The organism is Roseovarius sp. (assembly GCF_965228755.1).
In the GTDB taxonomy this organism is placed as follows: Bacteria; Pseudomonadota; Alphaproteobacteria; order Rhodobacterales; family Rhodobacteraceae; genus Roseovarius.
Genome location: NZ_CBDDIG010000005.1, coordinates 1,681,622 through 1,697,492 on the forward strand (window position 1 = coordinate 1,681,622; position 15,871 = coordinate 1,697,492).

The 15,871-nt window shown below is 66.6% G+C and carries 13 protein-coding genes and 4 tRNA genes; 4 read left to right on the top strand and 13 right to left on the bottom strand.

Annotated elements, in window-relative coordinates; translation table 11 throughout:
* Nucleotides 1–5: 5 nt before the first annotated feature.
* The 3 genes from ACO07J_RS11840 to ACO07J_RS11850 all read right to left on the bottom strand — a co-directional run bounded on the left by ACO07J_RS11840 (nucleotide 6) and on the right by ACO07J_RS11850 (nucleotide 5,234).
* On the bottom strand, nucleotides 6–2,516 hold the full coding sequence (locus ACO07J_RS11840; RefSeq protein ID WP_422029073.1) for a penicillin-binding protein 1A: 2,511 nt from the start codon (nucleotides 2,514–2,516) through the stop codon (nucleotides 6–8).
* A 90-nt stretch (nucleotides 2,517–2,606) separates the two neighbouring features.
* Nucleotides 2,607–3,830: an N-acetylmuramoyl-L-alanine amidase gene (locus ACO07J_RS11845; protein ID WP_422029075.1), complete on the bottom strand. Its 1,224-nt coding sequence runs from the start codon at nucleotides 3,828–3,830 to the stop codon at nucleotides 2,607–2,609.
* Nucleotides 3,831–4,094: 264 nt separating this feature from the next.
* Nucleotides 4,095–5,234 (bottom strand): pyridoxal phosphate-dependent aminotransferase, encoded by a 1,140-nt coding sequence (locus ACO07J_RS11850; protein ID WP_422029077.1) that lies wholly within the window; start codon nucleotides 5,232–5,234, stop codon nucleotides 4,095–4,097.
* Nucleotides 5,235–5,403: 169 nt separating this feature from the next.
* Between ACO07J_RS11850 and ACO07J_RS11855 the strand changes: the two genes are divergently transcribed.
* Nucleotides 5,404–6,156, top strand: coding sequence for a DsbA family protein (locus ACO07J_RS11855; RefSeq protein ID WP_422029079.1), 753 nt, complete (start codon nucleotides 5,404–5,406; stop codon nucleotides 6,154–6,156).
* Between the two features lie 212 nt (nucleotides 6,157–6,368).
* Here the strand turns inward: ACO07J_RS11855 and ispG are convergent, their stop codons facing one another.
* The 3 genes from ispG to hemA form a co-directional block, all read right to left on the bottom strand.
* Nucleotides 6,369–7,499, bottom strand: a complete 1,131-nt coding sequence (ispG, locus tag ACO07J_RS11860; RefSeq protein WP_422029081.1) for a flavodoxin-dependent (E)-4-hydroxy-3-methylbut-2-enyl-diphosphate synthase — start codon at nucleotides 7,497–7,499, stop codon at nucleotides 6,369–6,371.
* A gap of 83 nt (nucleotides 7,500–7,582) precedes the next feature.
* Nucleotides 7,583–8,773, bottom strand: a complete 1,191-nt coding sequence (locus tag ACO07J_RS11865; protein WP_422029083.1) for a RodZ domain-containing protein — start codon at nucleotides 8,771–8,773, stop codon at nucleotides 7,583–7,585.
* Nucleotides 8,774–9,002: 229 nt separating this feature from the next.
* On the bottom strand, nucleotides 9,003–10,226 hold the full coding sequence (hemA, locus tag ACO07J_RS11870) for a 5-aminolevulinate synthase (RefSeq protein WP_422029085.1): 1,224 nt from the start codon (nucleotides 10,224–10,226) through the stop codon (nucleotides 9,003–9,005).
* A 243-nt stretch (nucleotides 10,227–10,469) separates the two neighbouring features.
* On the opposite strand from hemA, the gene ACO07J_RS11875 reads away from it, so the two are divergent.
* Together ACO07J_RS11875 and ACO07J_RS11880 are read left to right on the top strand one after the other, a co-directional pair.
* Nucleotides 10,470–11,849, top strand: coding sequence for a dipeptidase (locus tag ACO07J_RS11875; protein WP_422029087.1), 1,380 nt, complete (start codon nucleotides 10,470–10,472; stop codon nucleotides 11,847–11,849).
* 308 nt (nucleotides 11,850–12,157) lie between these two features.
* Complete coding sequence (locus ACO07J_RS11880) at nucleotides 12,158–13,048, top strand: alpha/beta fold hydrolase (protein ID WP_422029089.1); 891 nt, start codon at nucleotides 12,158–12,160, stop codon at nucleotides 13,046–13,048.
* A gap of 33 nt (nucleotides 13,049–13,081) precedes the next feature.
* Here ACO07J_RS11880 and ACO07J_RS11885 read toward each other — a convergent pair.
* The 4 genes from ACO07J_RS11885 to ACO07J_RS11900 form a co-directional block, all read right to left on the bottom strand.
* Nucleotides 13,082–13,158 (bottom strand) — tRNA-Asp (locus ACO07J_RS11885).
* A 215-nt stretch (nucleotides 13,159–13,373) separates the two neighbouring features.
* Nucleotides 13,374–13,450 (bottom strand) — tRNA-Asp (locus ACO07J_RS11890).
* A 117-nt stretch (nucleotides 13,451–13,567) separates the two neighbouring features.
* Nucleotides 13,568–13,768, bottom strand: a complete 201-nt coding sequence (locus ACO07J_RS11895) for a hypothetical protein (protein WP_422029091.1) — start codon at nucleotides 13,766–13,768, stop codon at nucleotides 13,568–13,570.
* 274 nt (nucleotides 13,769–14,042) lie between these two features.
* Nucleotides 14,043–14,118, bottom strand: a tRNA-Val gene (locus ACO07J_RS11900).
* 54 nt (nucleotides 14,119–14,172) lie between these two features.
* On the opposite strand from ACO07J_RS11900, the gene ACO07J_RS11905 reads away from it, so the two are divergent.
* Nucleotides 14,173–14,673 carry a MaoC family dehydratase gene (locus tag ACO07J_RS11905; protein ID WP_422029093.1) on the top strand — a complete coding sequence of 167 codons (501 nt, stop codon included), beginning with the start codon at nucleotides 14,173–14,175 and terminating at the stop codon, nucleotides 14,671–14,673.
* Nucleotides 14,674–14,684: 11 nt separating this feature from the next.
* Here the strand turns inward: ACO07J_RS11905 and ACO07J_RS11910 are convergent, their stop codons facing one another.
* The 3 genes from ACO07J_RS11910 to ACO07J_RS11920 all read right to left on the bottom strand — a co-directional run bounded on the left by ACO07J_RS11910 (nucleotide 14,685) and on the right by ACO07J_RS11920 (nucleotide 15,851).
* Nucleotides 14,685–15,251, bottom strand: a complete 567-nt coding sequence (locus ACO07J_RS11910) for a histidine phosphatase family protein (protein ID WP_422029095.1) — start codon at nucleotides 15,249–15,251, stop codon at nucleotides 14,685–14,687.
* Nucleotides 15,252–15,280: 29 nt separating this feature from the next.
* Nucleotides 15,281–15,355: transfer RNA gene (locus ACO07J_RS11915), tRNA-Val, on the bottom strand.
* Nucleotides 15,356–15,374: 19 nt separating this feature from the next.
* The gene (locus tag ACO07J_RS11920) at nucleotides 15,375–15,851 is read right to left on the bottom strand and encodes an HU family DNA-binding protein (RefSeq protein WP_422029097.1); all 477 of its coding nucleotides are present in this window, start codon (nucleotides 15,849–15,851) and stop codon (nucleotides 15,375–15,377) included.
* Nucleotides 15,852–15,871 lie beyond the last annotated feature (20 nt).

The following is a 15,871-nucleotide window of genomic DNA, read 5'->3' on the forward strand; positions in this document are numbered from 1 at the left end:
CCGCGTCAGTAGAGGCCGCCGGAACTCAGGCTGCCAAAGCTCGCCTTGTCGCCCACGCTACCCGTGTCGCCGTCCGACGTGGTCAGCTCGCGCACCTCTTCCGAACGGTTCTGCTCGTAGATATCGAGGTCGTTGCCCATGGCGAACCCGCCGTCATAGACATAGCCGAAAAGCGGCTCCTCCCCGTCGCGGAAATACTCGGCCACCACATGCGCGCCGCCGGCCCCGTCGGGCAGGCGCTCGCCGGTATAGCGGTCGATCTTGATGAAATGCCCGCCCTCGGGCACCTTGAACTTGCCGCCGCCGTATTTCTTGATCGCCTGCGACATGAACTCCTGGAACACCGGCCCGCACATCGACGAGCCATAGGCGCTCCGGCCAAGGCCGCGCGGCTGGTCGAACCCGATATAGCAGCCCGCCACGATGTTCGAGGTAAAGCCCACGAACCACACGTCGCGCGCATCGTTGGTGGTGCCGGTCTTGCCGGCCACCGGCACCGGCAGGTTGATGGCGCCCGAGGCCGTGCCGCGCTGCACCACGCCCTGCATCATCGAGGTCAGCTGGTAGGCGGTGACGGGGTCGATCACCTGGTCGCGGTTCGACACGATGCGCGGGCCCCGGTTCCGCGGGATCGACGGCTCGTCGCATTCCACGCAATCGCGCGGATCGTGCTTGTAAACCGTCTCGCCGTACCGGTTCTGCACCCGGTCGACCAGCGTCGGCTGCACCCGTTCGCCGCCATTGGCGAACATCGCGTAGGCCGAGACCATGCGGTAGAGCGTCGTCTCCTCCGAGCCCAGCGAGTTGGCCAGGAAGGTGCTCATCCGGTCATAGACCCCGAACCGCTCGGCATAGGCGGCGACGGTGTCCATCCCAACCTCCTGCGCCAGCCGCACGGTCATCAGGTTCCGCGACATCTCGATGCCGGTCCGCAGCGGCGTGGGCCCGTAGAACTGGTTCGACGAGTTGCGCGGCCGCCAGATGCCCCCCGCCGTGTCGATCTCGATCGGCGCGTCGATCACGATGGTCGCGGGCGAATAGCCACTGTCGAGTGCTGCGGCGTAAACGAACGGCTTGAAGGACGAGCCCGGCTGCCGGTCGGCCTGCGTCGCCCGGTTGAACACCGAGTCCTGGTAGGAGAACCCGCCCTGCATCGCCAGAACCCGGCCGTTATGCACGTCCATCGCCACGAAGCCGCCCTGCACCTCCGGCACCTGCCGCAGGGTCCAGCGGATCAGGCTGCCATCGTCGTCCGAGGTCATCCGGCGCACATGCACCACGTCGCCGCGCTTGAACGTCTCCTTGAAGTCGCCCGGCAGCCACGCGATGTCCTTGCGCGGCACGCTCTGCACCTCGGCAATCGCCTCGATGCCCACGGTCATCTCCTGGTCGCCCCGCTCCAGCACCACGGCCGGGTACCACTTGCCGTCAAGCTCGATATCGCGCGCCACGTCCGTCGCCGCCAGCGCCTCGCGCCACGCCTTCTCGTCGTCCAGCACCTCTTCCGGCAGGGTCTCGCCCGTGCCGCGCCATTTGCCGGCGTTGCGGTCATACTGCTCCAGCTGCCGCTGCAGCGCCTGCGCGCCGGCGGTCTGCATTTCCGGGTCGATCGTCGCCCGCACGGTCAGCCCACCGGTAAAGAACTCGCCCTCGCCGAAATTCTGCGACAGCTGGCGGCGGATCTCGTCGGTGAAATAGTCCCGCGGCGGCAGCGTGTCGCGCCATTCCGGGAAATCCCCGTTCTGGACCGAGCGCAGCTCCTGCGCGATCTCCTCGTCCTTCACCGCCTCGCTGATGTAACCGTTCTCGTGCATCTCCCGCAGCACGTAGTTGCGGCGGTCGCGCAGCTGGTCCTTGTTGTGCACCGGGTGCGTCCGCCCCGGCGCCTGCGGCATCGAGGCCAGGAACGCCGCCTCGTGCGGCTCCAGCTCGCTCAGCGTCTTGTTGAAATAGGTCTGCGCGGCGGCGGTCACGCCATAGGAATTCTGCCCGAGGAAGATCTCGTTGAGATAGAGCTCGAGGATATCCTCCTTGCTCAGCGTCTCCTCGATCCGCGTGGCCAGGATGATCTCCTTGATCTTCCGCTCGATCCGCCGGTCGCCGGACAACAGGAAGTTCTTCATCACCTGCTGGGTGATGGTCGAGGCGCCGCGCACCGTCTCGCCCCGGGTCTTCACCGCCTCGACGATGGCCGCGGCGATCCCGCGCGCGTCGTAACCGGCGTGGTTGTAGAAATTCTTGTCCTCGGCCGAGATGAACGCCTGCTTCACCAGCTCGGGGATTTCCTCGGCCGGGGTGAACAGCCGCCGCTCGCGGGCGAACTCGTCGATGATCCGGCCCTCGCCCGAATAGATCCGGCTGATCGTCGGCGGCGTGTAATTGGCCAGCGATTCGTGGCTGGGCAGGTCCTTGCCATAGATATGGAACACCGCGCCGATCGACAGCGCCACCATCACCACGACAAGCGTCGCAAGGCTGAAAATCGTTCCGAAAAGGCTGAGGATGGGTCTGAGCACGCGCGGCCCCCGTTTCAAGTTAGGCATTCCTATAAGCGGCGGGCGAAAGCCCGTCAAAACACAATCGGGTCAGGCCCGGCACCCCTCCGCCTACTGGCGGACAAGCTTGGCGGCGGCGGCATCGGCGATCCGCCACGCCTCCAGCGCGTCGCGTATGCCGGCGGCCATGGCGGCGCGCCACACCGGGTCGCGCAGATGGTCAAGGTCGCTGCGGCTCGACAGGAACCCCAGCTCGATCAGGATCGACGGGATGTCCGGCGATTTCAGCACCGAGAACCCGGCCGAGCGCAGCGGCCGCGTATTGAGCGCGATCCCCTGCTCCTTGATCCCCAGCCGCACCGCGCGGGCCAGCTGGTCGGCGCGCGGCTGGGTCTCCATCCGGGCCAGGTCCATCAGCACGTCCGCCACCACGTCGTCACTCTCGGTCAGGTCCACGCCGGCCAGAATATTGGCCCTGTTGTGCCGCTCGGCCAGCGCGGCGCTGGCCTTGTCGCTGGCACTGTCGGACAGGGTATAGACCGTGGCGCCTGTCGCCCGCCCCTCGCTCAGCGCGTCGGCATGAAGCGAGATGAACACGTCCGCCTCCAGCTTGTGGGCGATCGCCACCCGCCGCTCGAGCGAGACGAACTTGTCCTCCTCCCGCGTCAGCGCCACGTCGAAGCCGCCGGCGCGCAACAGCTCGTCGCGCAGCTCCTTGGCAAAGCGCAGCATCAGCTCCTTCTCGTTGTCGCCGTCATTCTCGGCGCCGGGGTCGATCCCGCCATGACCGGGGTCCAGCACCACCAGCAGCTTCTCCTCGCCGGTCTGCCGCGCCTGCTTCACTGCCGGCAGGCCGGGCTGGTCGATATCCCATCCCGGCAGCGGCGCCGCGCCGGCCGTGCGGGCAAAGTCCTCCTCCGGCACCTCCCGCAGCACCACCTCGATCTGCACGCTGCCGCTGGCGGGGTCGGTCTTCGCTTCCGTTGTTTCCACCGCGAAGGGGCCGGCCATGTCCACCACCATCCGAGACCACCCGGGCCGGAACGTGCCCATGCGCACGGCCTTCGCCCCGTCGGCCCAGTCGACCAACTTGGGATCAACCCCGCGCCAGTCCACCTCGCGGAAATCCATCACCAGCCGCGCCGGCTCGTCCAGCGTGAACACCCGGAACGGCACGCCCTGGCTCAGCCCCAGCCGCACCCGCAGCCCGCCGCCGATATCGTCGATGCGCGTCTGCGCCATCTCGACCCGCGCCAGCGCGGTCAGCTCCCGCCCCTGCGCATGTGCGCCAAGGCCCATCGCGCAGATCACCAGCGCCAGACAAATCCTGATCATCCTGCTCTTCCGCCGTTACCGGTCTTGCTTGCCCGTCAGCATACACCAAGCGGGCCCCCTTGCCCACAGCCCACGCGCCCCGCAAGGCCCGAAAAACCATTTGCCGCACCCCGCCGCCCGGCCCGCTTTCACTTTTCCAGAAATACTCGATTCCCCAACCGCGCCCCAACCGACACGCCCGCAATCCACGCACCACCCCCCGCTTCTTCTTGGTAAAAATATCCAAATCCCGACGCCCGCCCCAAAACACAGGCGCCCGCGGCCTCAGCGCCCCATGAACGCCTTCAACCGCCTCAGCCCCTCGGCGATATCCGCCGTACTGCGCGCATAGGAAAACCGCAGCGTCCCGCCGCCCCGCACGGGGTCGAAATCCAGCCCCGGCGTCACCGCCACGCCCGCCTTCTCCAGGATTTCCTGCGCGAAGGCCCGGCTGTCATCGGTCAGGTGGCTCACATCCGCATAGACATAGAAGGCGCCATCGGGCGGCGCGATCCGGTCGAACCCCGCCGCCGGCAGGCCATCCAGCATCAACTGCCGGTTGGCGCGGTAGACATCCATGTTCGCCTCCAGCTCCTCGCTGCAGTCCATCGCCGCCAGCGCCGCCACCTGGCTGGCATGGGGCGGGCAGATGAACAGGTTCTGCGCCAGCCGTTCCACCACCCGCACATGATCTTCCGGCACCACCATCCAGCCCACGCGCCAGCCGGTCATCGAGAAATACTTGGAAAACGAGTTGATGACGTAACATTCGTCGCTGATCTCCAGCGCCGTCACCGCCTTCGACTCATACTCGATCCCGTGATAGATCTCGTCGCTGATGAAGCTCGCCCCCTGCGCCGCCGCCGCCTCCATCAGCGCGGCCATATCCTCTCGCCCCAGCATTGTCCCCGTGGGGTTCGCCGGGCTCGCCACCATCAGCCCCGACAGGTCCAGCCCCTCCAGGTCCGCCGCCACCGGCTGCAGCCGGTTGGCCTCGCGCGTCTCGATATCCACCGGCACAAGGTCCAGCGCCCGCAATATCTGCCGGTAGCTCGGATAGCCCGGGGCGCCGATCCCCACCCGCTGCCCGGTGTCGAACAGCGCGGTGAAGGCCAGGATGAACGCCCCCGACGAGCCCGAGGTCACGATCACCCGGTTCGGGTCGAGATCGACGCCATACCACTCGCCGTAAAGCCGCGCGATCCGCGCCCGCAGCGCCGGCAGCCCCAGCGCCACGGTATAGCCCATCGCCTCCTCGCCCATCGCGGCGGCCAGCGCCGCCCGCGCGCCCTCGGGCGCGGGCGTGCCCGGCTGGCCCACCTCCATGTGGATGATGTGCCGCCCCGCCGCCTCGGCCTTGCGGGCGGCTTCCATCACGTCCATCACGATAAAGGGATCGACGCCCGATCGGCTTGAGTTCCGCATGGATTTATCCCTAGACTGCGCCACGTATTCGAGCCTTGGGTTGCACCGGAAAGAGACGCGCCGTCAATGCATCATCTCCGATTTCCGGCCGGGGCTTGCCGCCACCGGCCGCACCTTCAAGAGCGAAATGACGAAACACCAATTGACCAGCAAGACGGAGACCCGCTTCATGACACGCCCCCTTCTGCCCGCGCTGGCCGCCATGGCCACGCTCGCCCTGCCCGCGCAGGCCCTCGACCTCGAGAACATGACCGATGCCGAGCGTGACGCCTTCCGCACCGAGATCCGCGACTACCTGCTCGAAAACCCCGAGGTGATCATGGAAGCCGTCGCCGTGCTGGAACAGCGCGAGACCGCGGCCCAGGCCGAATCCGACGTGCAGATGATCGCCGACCACGCCGAGGCGATCTTCAACGACGATCATTCCTGGGTCGGCGGCAATCCCGAGGGCGATCTGACGCTGGTCGAGTTCATGGATTACCGCTGCGGCTACTGCCGCCGGGCTGCGCCTGAGGTGGACGACCTCGTCGAGTTCGACGGCAATATCCGCTTCGTTATCAAGGAGTTCCCCATCCTGGGCGAGCAATCCATGATGTCCTCGCGTTTCGCCATCGCCACCAAGCAGATCGCGGGCGACGAGGCCTACAAGGCCGCCCATGACGCGCTGATCTCCTTCTCGGGCGATATCGACGAGACCGCCCTCACCCGCATGGGCGAGACGCTGGGCCTCGACACCGAGGCCATCCTCGCCCACATGGACAGCCCCGACGTGACCGAGGTGATCGCCGAGAACCACCAGCTCGCCAAGTCGCTGGGCCTCTCCGGCACGCCCTCCTTCGTGATGGGCGACCAGATGCTGCGCGGCTACGTCCCGCGCGAGCAGATGGAAGAGATCGCCGCCGAGATCCGCGCCGACTCGTGAGGCGGCGGTAATCCTGCCCGGCATTTAGGGCCAAGCCCGCCGGGCAGCGCCCGACCGCGGGTGGGCGCGCCTACGCTTGTGCTGGTTGATTTATCGTGCCGCCCACATCCGACGGTGGCTCGACATGGCCCCGTTGCAGAAGCGCCCGCCCGTCCGGGCGGTCGGGCGCTGCCCGGCGCCGCGCTAAAGCGCGGCTTGATTCCGGGCTTGCATCACTCCGCCGCCTGAGGCTCCGCCTCGCCCTCCTCGATCTCCGCCGCGCGCTTCTCGACCTCCTCGACGATATGGTCGATCATCTGGTCGTTCGACATCTTGTGGCTCGCCTTCCCGGCCAGGTACACCATCCCCGACCCGGCCCCGCCGCCGGTGAAGCCCACATCGGTCATCAGCGCCTCGCCCGGCCCGTTCACCACGCAGCCGATGATCGACAGGCTCATCGGCGTCTTGATATGTTCCAGCCGCTCTTCCAGAACCTCGACCGTTTTGATCACGTCGAACCCCTGCCGCGCGCAGGACGGGCAGGAGATGATGTTCACCCCCCGGTGCCGCAGCCCCAACGATTTCAGGATCTCGTAGCCGACCTTCACCTCCTGCACCGGATCGGCCGACAGGCTCACGCGGATCGTGTCGCCGATCCCCATCCACAGCAGGTTGCCAAGGCCAATCGCCGACTTGATCGTCCCACTCATCAACCCGCCCGCCTCGGTGATCCCGAGGTGAATCGGCGCGTCCGTCTGGTCGGCCAGCATCTGGTAGGCGGTCGCGGCCATGAACACGTCCGACGCCTTGCAGCTGATCTTGAACTCGTGAAAATCGTTGTCCTGCAACACCTTGATATGGTCGAGACCCGACTCCACCATCGCGTCCGGCGTCGGCTCGCCGTATTTCTCCAGCAAATGCCGCTCCAATGACCCGGCATTCACCCCGATCCGCATCGAACAGCCATGATCACGCGCGGCCCTGATCACCTCGCGCACCCGCTCCTGCGACCCGATATTCCCGGGGTTGATCCGCAGGCAAGCGGCGCCCGCCTCGGCGCTCTCGATCCCGCGCTTGTAGTGAAAATGGATATCCGCCACGATCGGCACCGGGCTTTCCCGCACGATCTCCTTCAGCGCCTTCGAACTCTTCTCGTCCGGCACCGAGACCCGCACGATATCCGCGCCCGCCTCGGCGGCGGCCTGCACCTGCGCCACCGTGGCCTTCACGTCCCACGTGTCGGTATTGGTCATGGTCTGCACGCTGATCGGTGCGCCGCCCCCCACCGGCACGTTGCCCACCATGATCTGCCGGCTCTCCCGGCGGTAGATGTTGCGCCACGGGCGGATTTCATTGAGCGACATCAGGTCGGCCCCGCTTGTTCGGATATTTCGTCAGGTGGAATCATAAGTACCCGAAAGCACGGTCGCAATGCGGGCAGGCCGGATTATTCCTGCGGCGTGACGTCCGACTGTTCGAGTTGGGCCACGTAGCGCGACAGGTCGCGATCCTGGCTCAGGTCGGCCACGTCATAGCGCTCGGTCAGCCCCTCGGCCGCCAGTGCAAGGTCCGACGTGACCGAGCCGTTGGGGCCCACCGGCCCGTAATGCTTGCCCGCCACCTCGAAATACACCGCACCGGATTCGCCCACCCGCAGGGTCGGCGGCTCTTCCGTCACCGGCACGCTGTAGGTATCGCCCCCGTTCAGGATGCCCTCGTAGACCACGCTGCCATCGGCGGCGCGCACCCGCACCCAGGCCGGCCGCACGGCCACCAGCCGTACGCCGGGCGGCGGGTCGGCCACGACCTTGGGCGTGTTCGCACCGGGGGTGCTGGCGCCCAGCACCGGCACCACGTCGCCCACGCCTTCCACCGCGCTGGCGATGGCGTTCTCGATGGCGTTGCGGTCCACCTGGTCCGACTGGCGGTCGGCCTCGGGCAGCTCGGCCACGAAGGTGCCCACGTCGGCGGGGTTCAGGGTCGAGATCGGCGCATCGCGGGCCACCATCACCGGCACGTCAAGCGCCTCGGGGCGATAGGGCCGGTCCAGCCCCTCCTCGGACACCGGCGGCAGGACGCCCGCGCTGCGCGTCGGGTCCTCGCTCTGGGCCGGGGTCCTCACCGCGGCGTCGAGCGGATCGAGATCGGTCAGCACGTCGGGCGTGTTCTCGACCGGGGCGAACTGCACCCGCTGGATCTCGTTCAGAACGCTCCACCCGCCATAGCCGATCCCGGCGATCAGCGCGACCAGCACCAGCGCCGAGCCGATGGCGCCCGGCTCGATCTGGCTGAACATGGTCTCGCGCGCCGGCAGGAACGGCGTCGACGGCGCGATCAGCGGGTCTTTCGGGGTGGCGTTGCGGCGCGGCTTCTCGTCCGCCTTGCGGATGCTCGAAGCGCCGGCCGACATGCCATGCGCCACGGAAAACCCGCACTCGGCACAGAAATCGGCAAAAGCCGCGTCCGGGTCCATTCCGAGATAGCGCGCGTAGGAGCGCACGTATCCGGGAATGAATCCGGGCGTGTCGAAGGCATCGGGGTCGGCATTCTCGATGGCGGCAATATAGGAGGCGCGGATGCGGATTTCCCGCTCCACGTCCAGCAGCGATTTGCCAAGGGTCGCCCGTTCGCCGCGCATCTTGTCCCCGAGACGCACGTCGTAGGCATCGAAACCCCTTGGTTTCTCCGCATTTACAAGAGGATCAGCCGTTTTGCTCCGGCGTATGGCCATGCAACCTGCCCCTTACAACCCATTGCCTGTTACCCGAAATGACGATTCGGAACCCGCTCTTTTTGTTTATGAGAGGTTACCACAACGCAATATATATTGCACCCGTCGCATCACGTTTCCGCGACGCGGCGCGATATTATGCCGACATTTCTGCACGATTGAGGGCACAGTGGCTCCACAGCTCGTCCATCGCGCGGATGAGGTGGTCCATCTCGTCGGGGCCGTGCACCGGCGAGGGGGTGAAGCGCAGACGCTCCGTCCCGCGCGGCACGGTGGGGAAGTTGATCGGCTGCACGTAGATGCCGTAACCGTCCAGCAGCATGTCCGACAGCTTCTTGGTATGCACCGGGTCGCCCACGATCACCGGCACGATATGGCTGCCATGGTCGATCAGCGGCAGGCCCATGCCCTTCAGCCGGGTCTTCAGGATCTTCGCCCGCTCCTGGTGCAGGTCGCGCAGCGCCTGGTCCCGCTTGAGATGCGCGACCGAGGCCGCGGCGCCGGCGGCCACCGCTGGCGGCAGCGAGGTCGTGAAGATGAAGCCCGGCGCATAAGACCGTATGGCGTCACACATTTTCGCGCTGGCCGCGATATAGCCGCCCATCACGCCGAACGCCTTGGCCAGCGTCCCGTTGATGATGTCCAGCCGGTGCATCAGCCGGTCCCGCTCGGCCACGCCGCCGCCGCGGGGGCCGTACATGCCGACCGCGTGAACCTCGTCGATATAGGTCAGCGCGCCAAACTCGTCGGCCAGGTCGCAGATCGCCTCGATCGGGCCGAAATCCCCGTCCATCGAGTAGACGCTCTCGAACGCGATCAGCTTCGGCGCATCCGGATCGTCCGCCGCCATCAGCTCGCGCAGATGCTCAACGTCGTTGTGCCGGAAAATCCGCTTCGCCCCGCCATTGCGCCGCACCCCCTCGATCATCGAGGCATGGTTCAGCTCGTCGGAATAGATGATCAGCCCGGGAAACAGCTTCGGCAGGGTCGAGAGCGTGGCGTCGTTGGCAATATAGGCGCTGGTGAACAAGAGCGCGGCTTCCTTGCCGTGCAGATCGGCCAGCTCCGCCTCAAGCCGCTTGTGATAGATCGTGGTGCCGGAAATGTTGCGCGTGCCGCCGCTGCCCGCGCCGGTGGCGTCGACCGCCTCGTGCATCGCCTCCAGGACAACCGGATGCTGGCCCATGCCAAGGTAATCGTTGCCGCACCAGACGGTGATCGGCGTCTCCGACCCGTCCGGCCGGCGCCAGGTGGCATGCGGGAACTGGCCCTTCTTGCGCTCGATATCGATGAAGGTCCGATACCGGCCCTCGTCATGCAGGCGCCCGATCGCCTCGTCCAGCTTGGCCGTATAGTCCACGTCGGATCCCCTCCTTGGCAGTCTTCGGTCCCATCTGAATCCGGTCCGGGGCCGAGGTCGCGCGCCGCACGACATATTCAATATTCTATATGCATGTCCGTAAGATGCATATAAGATGGCGCTTTACAGGACAACAGGTAACAAATCGTCACGCCCTCCCGCCTTGACCTATGTCAACCCGCTGGACAGCGCCCCGCGTCCTGTTACGGTCCCGCCGATATAGCAGATGATCCGGAGACTTCCATGCCGATTGACGCCGTTCTGACGCGCATTGACGACGAGATGCCCGCCGCCCTCGACCGCCTGATGGCGCTCCTGCGCATTCCCTCGATCTCGACCGACCCGGCCTACAAGGCCGACTGCCAGAGCGCCGCGGACTGGCTTGTCGCCGACCTGCAAAGCATTGGCATCAATGCGGAAAAACGCGAAACCCCCGGTCACCCGATGGTCGTGGGCCATGTCGGCGACAGCGGCCCGCACCTGCTCTTCTACGGCCATTACGACGTGCAGCCCGTCGACCCGCTGGAGCTGTGGAAGACCGACCCCTTCGCACCCGAGATCCAGGACACCGAGCAGGGCCGCGTGATCCGCGGCCGCGGCGCCTCCGACGACAAGGGCCAGCTCATGACCTTCGTCGAGGCCTGCCGCGCCTGGCAGGCGGTCAACGGCACCCTGCCCTGCCGCATCACCTTCTTCTTCGAAGGCGAGGAGGAATCGGGCTCCCCCTCCCTCGTCCCCTTCCTCAAGGACAACGCCGAAGAGCTCTCCGCCGACATCGCGCTCGTGTGCGACACCTCCATGGTCTCGCCCGGCGTCCCCTCCATCGCCTCCCAGCTCCGCGGGATGCTGAAGGACGAATTCACCCTCCACGGGCCCAGGATCGACCTCCACTCCGGCCATTACGGCGGCCCTGGCCTCAACCCGCTGAGGGAAATCGCCCGCATCATCGCCTCGTTCCACGACGACACCGGCCGCGTCGCCGTCAAAGGCTTCTACGACGGTGTCGAGGAGGTGCCCGACGAGCTCCTCCGCCAATGGGAAAACTGCGGCTTCGACGAGAAGACCTACCTCTCCTCCGTCGGCTACAGCCAGCCCCACGGCGAACAGGGTTACTCCACCCTCGTCCAGCAATGGGCCCGCCCGACGCTGGAAATCAACGGCCTCTGGGGCGGCTACCAGGGCGCGGGCTCGAAAACCGTCATCCCGGCCGAGGCGCATTGCAAGCTCACCTGCCGCCTCGTGGGCGACATGGACCCCGACCATGTCCGCAAGGCCTTGCGCAAGCATGTCGAAGACCGCCTGCCGGTGGATGCCACCGTCACCTGGGACAACGATCTCGACGGCTCCCCCGCCTCGGTCATGAACATCGACCGGCCCGAGTTCGAACAGGCCCGCCAGGCCCTGTCCGAGGAATGGAACCGCGAGGCCGTCTTCTCCGGCATGGGCGGCTCGATCCCGGTGACCCGCTTCTTCAAGGACATCCTCGGGCTCGATTCCATGCTCATCGGCTTCGCCCAGGACGACGACGCCATCCACTCGCCCAACGAGAAATACAACGTCGAGAGCTTTCACAAGGGCATCCGAAGCTGGGCCCGGGTGCTGGACAAGCTGGCGGGGTCGTAGGCGCGCACCTGCGGACGAAACTGGCACACGCCCGGAATCGAGGCCGAAGGCCGCCGGGCGAGCGCCGGCCCGTCCCCACGGGCAGGCGCTTTGGCGGTGTATCGTGACGTTCATAAGGAAAATGTACGCGGCACCATAAAGCGGCAGCCAATACCGTTGCAGCGCCTCCCCACGGGCCGGCGCTCGCCCGGCGCCGCGCTGTGCCCCACAATCATGAAATACGCGCGGTTCCCGCTCATCTGGATCGAGTCATTCCTTCAGCGTAGGGAGAGAGCGTGAGGTTTCACCAGCAACAACGGGAGCACCCCATGACCATCCCCGGCTTCACCGACCACACCGCCCCACTGAACGGCACGCAGATCACCTGGTCCGAAGCCGGCGACGGCCCGCCGCTCCTGCTCCTCCACGGCTTCCCGCAGACCCGCGCGCTCTGGGCCCGTATCGCCCCCGAACTGGCGCAAACCCACCGCGTCATCTGCCCCGACCTGCGCGGCTACGGCGAAAGCGGCAAGCTCGCCGACCCCGCCGCCTACAGCTTCCGCGAAATGGCCCGCGACCAGACCGCCCTCATGCACCACCTCGGCCACGAAACCTTCGCCGTGGCCGGCCACGACCGCGGCGGCCGCGTGGCCCACCGCTTGGCGCTCGACGCGCCCCACGCCGTCACCCGCCTCTGCGTGATGGACATCGTCCCCACCCACACCCTGCTGGAACCCCTAAAACGCGAGGTCGCACAGGCCTATTACCACTGGTTCTTCCTCGCCCAGCCCGAGCCCTTCCCCGAAACCCTGATCGGCCACGATCCCGACGCCTATTACCACTCCTGCCTGCTCGGCTGGGGCGGCGCGCAACTCTCGGATTTCTACGAGGATCAACTGGCGGCCTACCGCGCCGCCTGGCGCAAGCCCGACACCATCCGCGGCATGTGCAACGACTACCGCGCCGCCCTCTCGCATGATGTCCACGATGACGCCGCCGATCTCGACGCCCGCGTCACCTGCCCCACGCTGGTGCTCTACGGCGCACAAGGCGCGATGGCCAAAGCTTTCGACGTGCCGGCCACGTGGGAGGAGAAATGCACCGACATGCAGGCCGCCGCCATCCCCGGCGGCCATTTCTTCCCCGACACCAGCCCGGCCGAAACCACAACCGCCCTCGCGACCTTCTTCAACGCAAGCGACACGGCCCGAAAGGGCTGACGAGCTAACGCGAATTTTCAAGGGAAGGGAAAGTGGCGCGGTTGACGGGGCTCGAACCCGCGACCTCCGGCGTGACAGGCCGGCACTCTAACCAACTGAGCTACAACCGCGTGCGGGGCGTCTTACGCCAGCCCGCCGCGCCCGTCAATCGCCAAATATCACCTCGCCCGCGTCTTTCAGGCCCCGCCCACGGCACCGACGCGATACCGACAAAATACCGACGTTATACCGACGTCGCAAAACGCAGAAAAACAGGGCCCTGCCCCACATTTCGCGACGCGGCCCAAATCACCCGAATTTTCCGGAAATTAACCAAATGCAGCGATGGCGCGGTTGACGGGGCTCGAACCCGCGACCTCCGGCGTGACAGGCCGGCACTCTAACCAACTGAGCTACAACCGCCCGCTGCGCACCCGGGGCATCCGCCCCAAGCGTCTGCGCTTCTTAGGCCCGCGGCCCGGCCCCGTCAAGCACCCGAAACACCGAATTCGCGGCTTTTCTTCCCCGCCGCGCCCCCGCTCACTCCCCGCGGCCCAGGGCGTGCATGATCTGACCCAGCCGCCGCCGCTGCTCGGGGTCGTCACAGGCCGTGTACCAATCTTCCAGAAGGGCCATCTCCTCCGGCCGCAACGCCCCCTCGGGCGCGTCTTCAAGGCATTTCCGGATGGCTGCCAGCCTCTCGGTCCAGGTGCCGCTCCCGGGCGTCAGTCTCTTCCCCATCAAGTCTCCTCAATGTCGCAGCGACCCTCCCGGAAAACCGCCGGCCGCCTCGTCAATATCAATCGCGTGCAATGCCTCGCTCGATCCCCGAACCATGCCGAAGATCCCCAATGAAAGGCAGCATACAGCATGGAATTCGCATTTGACCAGCAGGCCGTGCGCGGCCCGCCCTCAGCGCCCGGACCGGGGCGTTAACCCTCCGGTCATCTTAACCTGCGACACGGCCCAACTGTTCCGCGCGAAACGCGGGGAAAAGCAGAAAGAAAGGGGAAAATGGTGGGTCGTGAGAGACTCGAACTCCCGACATCTTCGGTGTAAACGAAGCGCTCTACCAACTGAGCTAACGACCCCGTGACGCGCCTCATACAAAGACCGGCGCGGGCGCGCAAGTGGCAAGGTGACGATTGACAGCCGCGCCGCCCCGCGCCTTCATGGCGGCCATGAGCTTCGACCCCGCCGCCCACTGGACACACACGCCCCGCCCCTTCGCCGCGTTCCGCGTCGGCGAGGTGTTCCGCGCCGCCTCCCGCACCATGACCGAGGGAATCTTCGCGGCCTTCCAGGCCGCCTCCGGCGACAACCACCCGATCCATTACGACCGCGCCTACCTGAAACGCCGAGGCCACCCGGAACTCTACGCCCACGGCTACCAGACGCTCATCCAGGCCGCCATCGGTGCCTCGCCCCTGGCGCACGAGATGGGCGACGCCCTCATCGGCTTCCTCGAACAGTCCAGCCGCTTCCTCGCCCCGGTCTATTGCGGCGACACGCTCTACCCCGCCTTCGAGATCACCGCCCTCACCCCCGGCAAGACCACCGGCGTGATGGAGCTGGCCATCACCATCCACAACCAGGACGGCACGCTCGTGGTCGAGGGGATGCAGAAATACCTGCTCACGCTCTGAGGCCCCCGGCGCTACGGCGCCTCAAGCACAGTTTCTTCCCCGTTTTCAAGCAGATAGACGCAGCCCTGAAGGTTGCTCAGCCGATCCATGCCCTGCGCGTCCAGCCCACAGGCCTGCCCCCGCAGCACCTTGCCCAGAAGCCCGTGCGACACCACCACACTGGGGCCCTTCAGCTCGGCCAGGAACGCCGCCACCCGCGCCTGAAGCGCGTCCAGCCCCTCGCCGCCGGGCGCCCCGGCATAGAGGAAGAGGTCGCCCTCGCCCGTCGCCACCTCGGCCCGCAGCCGGCCTTCCCAGTCGCCCGTCGCGATCTCCGCCAGTCGCGGATCGGTCATGAAATCCCGCCCCGCCAGCGCGATCCGCGCCGTCTCCTGCGCGCGGCCCAGCGGCGAGGCGAAACACCCGCCCGCCCCCTCGGCCACCCGCTCCAATATGTCCGGCAATATCCGCGCCTGCCGCGCCGCTTGGCTCCGGCCAAGCGCCGTCAGCGGCGAATCCTTGTGCCCCTGAAGCCGCCCTTCCAGGTTCCATTCGGTCTGGCCATGGCGCAGAAACCAGATCGGGGGCAACTCCGCCATCGTGCAACCCGCTTCAAATCAAGGGAAAATGGTGGGTGATAAGAGATTCGAACTCCTGACATCTTCGATGTGAACGAAGCGCTCTACCACTGAGCTAATCACCCGCCGCCGCGTCTCTTAGCGCTACTCCACGGTCTCTGCAACCGTCTCGTTCGAATTATCGTCATCCGCGCGGTCTTCCGGGTCGAGCGCGGGCCCCGCGCTCTTGCTCTGGCGGATGCGGGCCACGGTGATGCGGGCGTTGGCGGTGTCCTTGGTGCGCTGCTGCTTGATCTTGCCGAAGGGCTGCAGGTTGACCTCACGTCCTTCGGAGATCGCCTCGCCAAGGACGTCGATCATCGCCTCGATCACCGGCTTGGCGAATTTCTTGCGCACGCCCGACCGCTTGACCACCTCGTCGATCAGCCCGCGCTTCTTCAGCTCGGCGCCGCCGCTCTCGGCCGGTGTCTCCACCGTCTCCGCCTTCGCCCGGGCCGCCGAGGCGCTGCCGGGTGCAAGCTTCGTCGCGGCCCTTGCGGGCTTGGTCGAGGTGGGTTTCTTCGTCGTGGAAGCCTTGGTGGAAGACCCGGACTTGCCCGATCCGGCCGTTCTCGCTGCCATGGTGTGCCTCATTTGCTTCA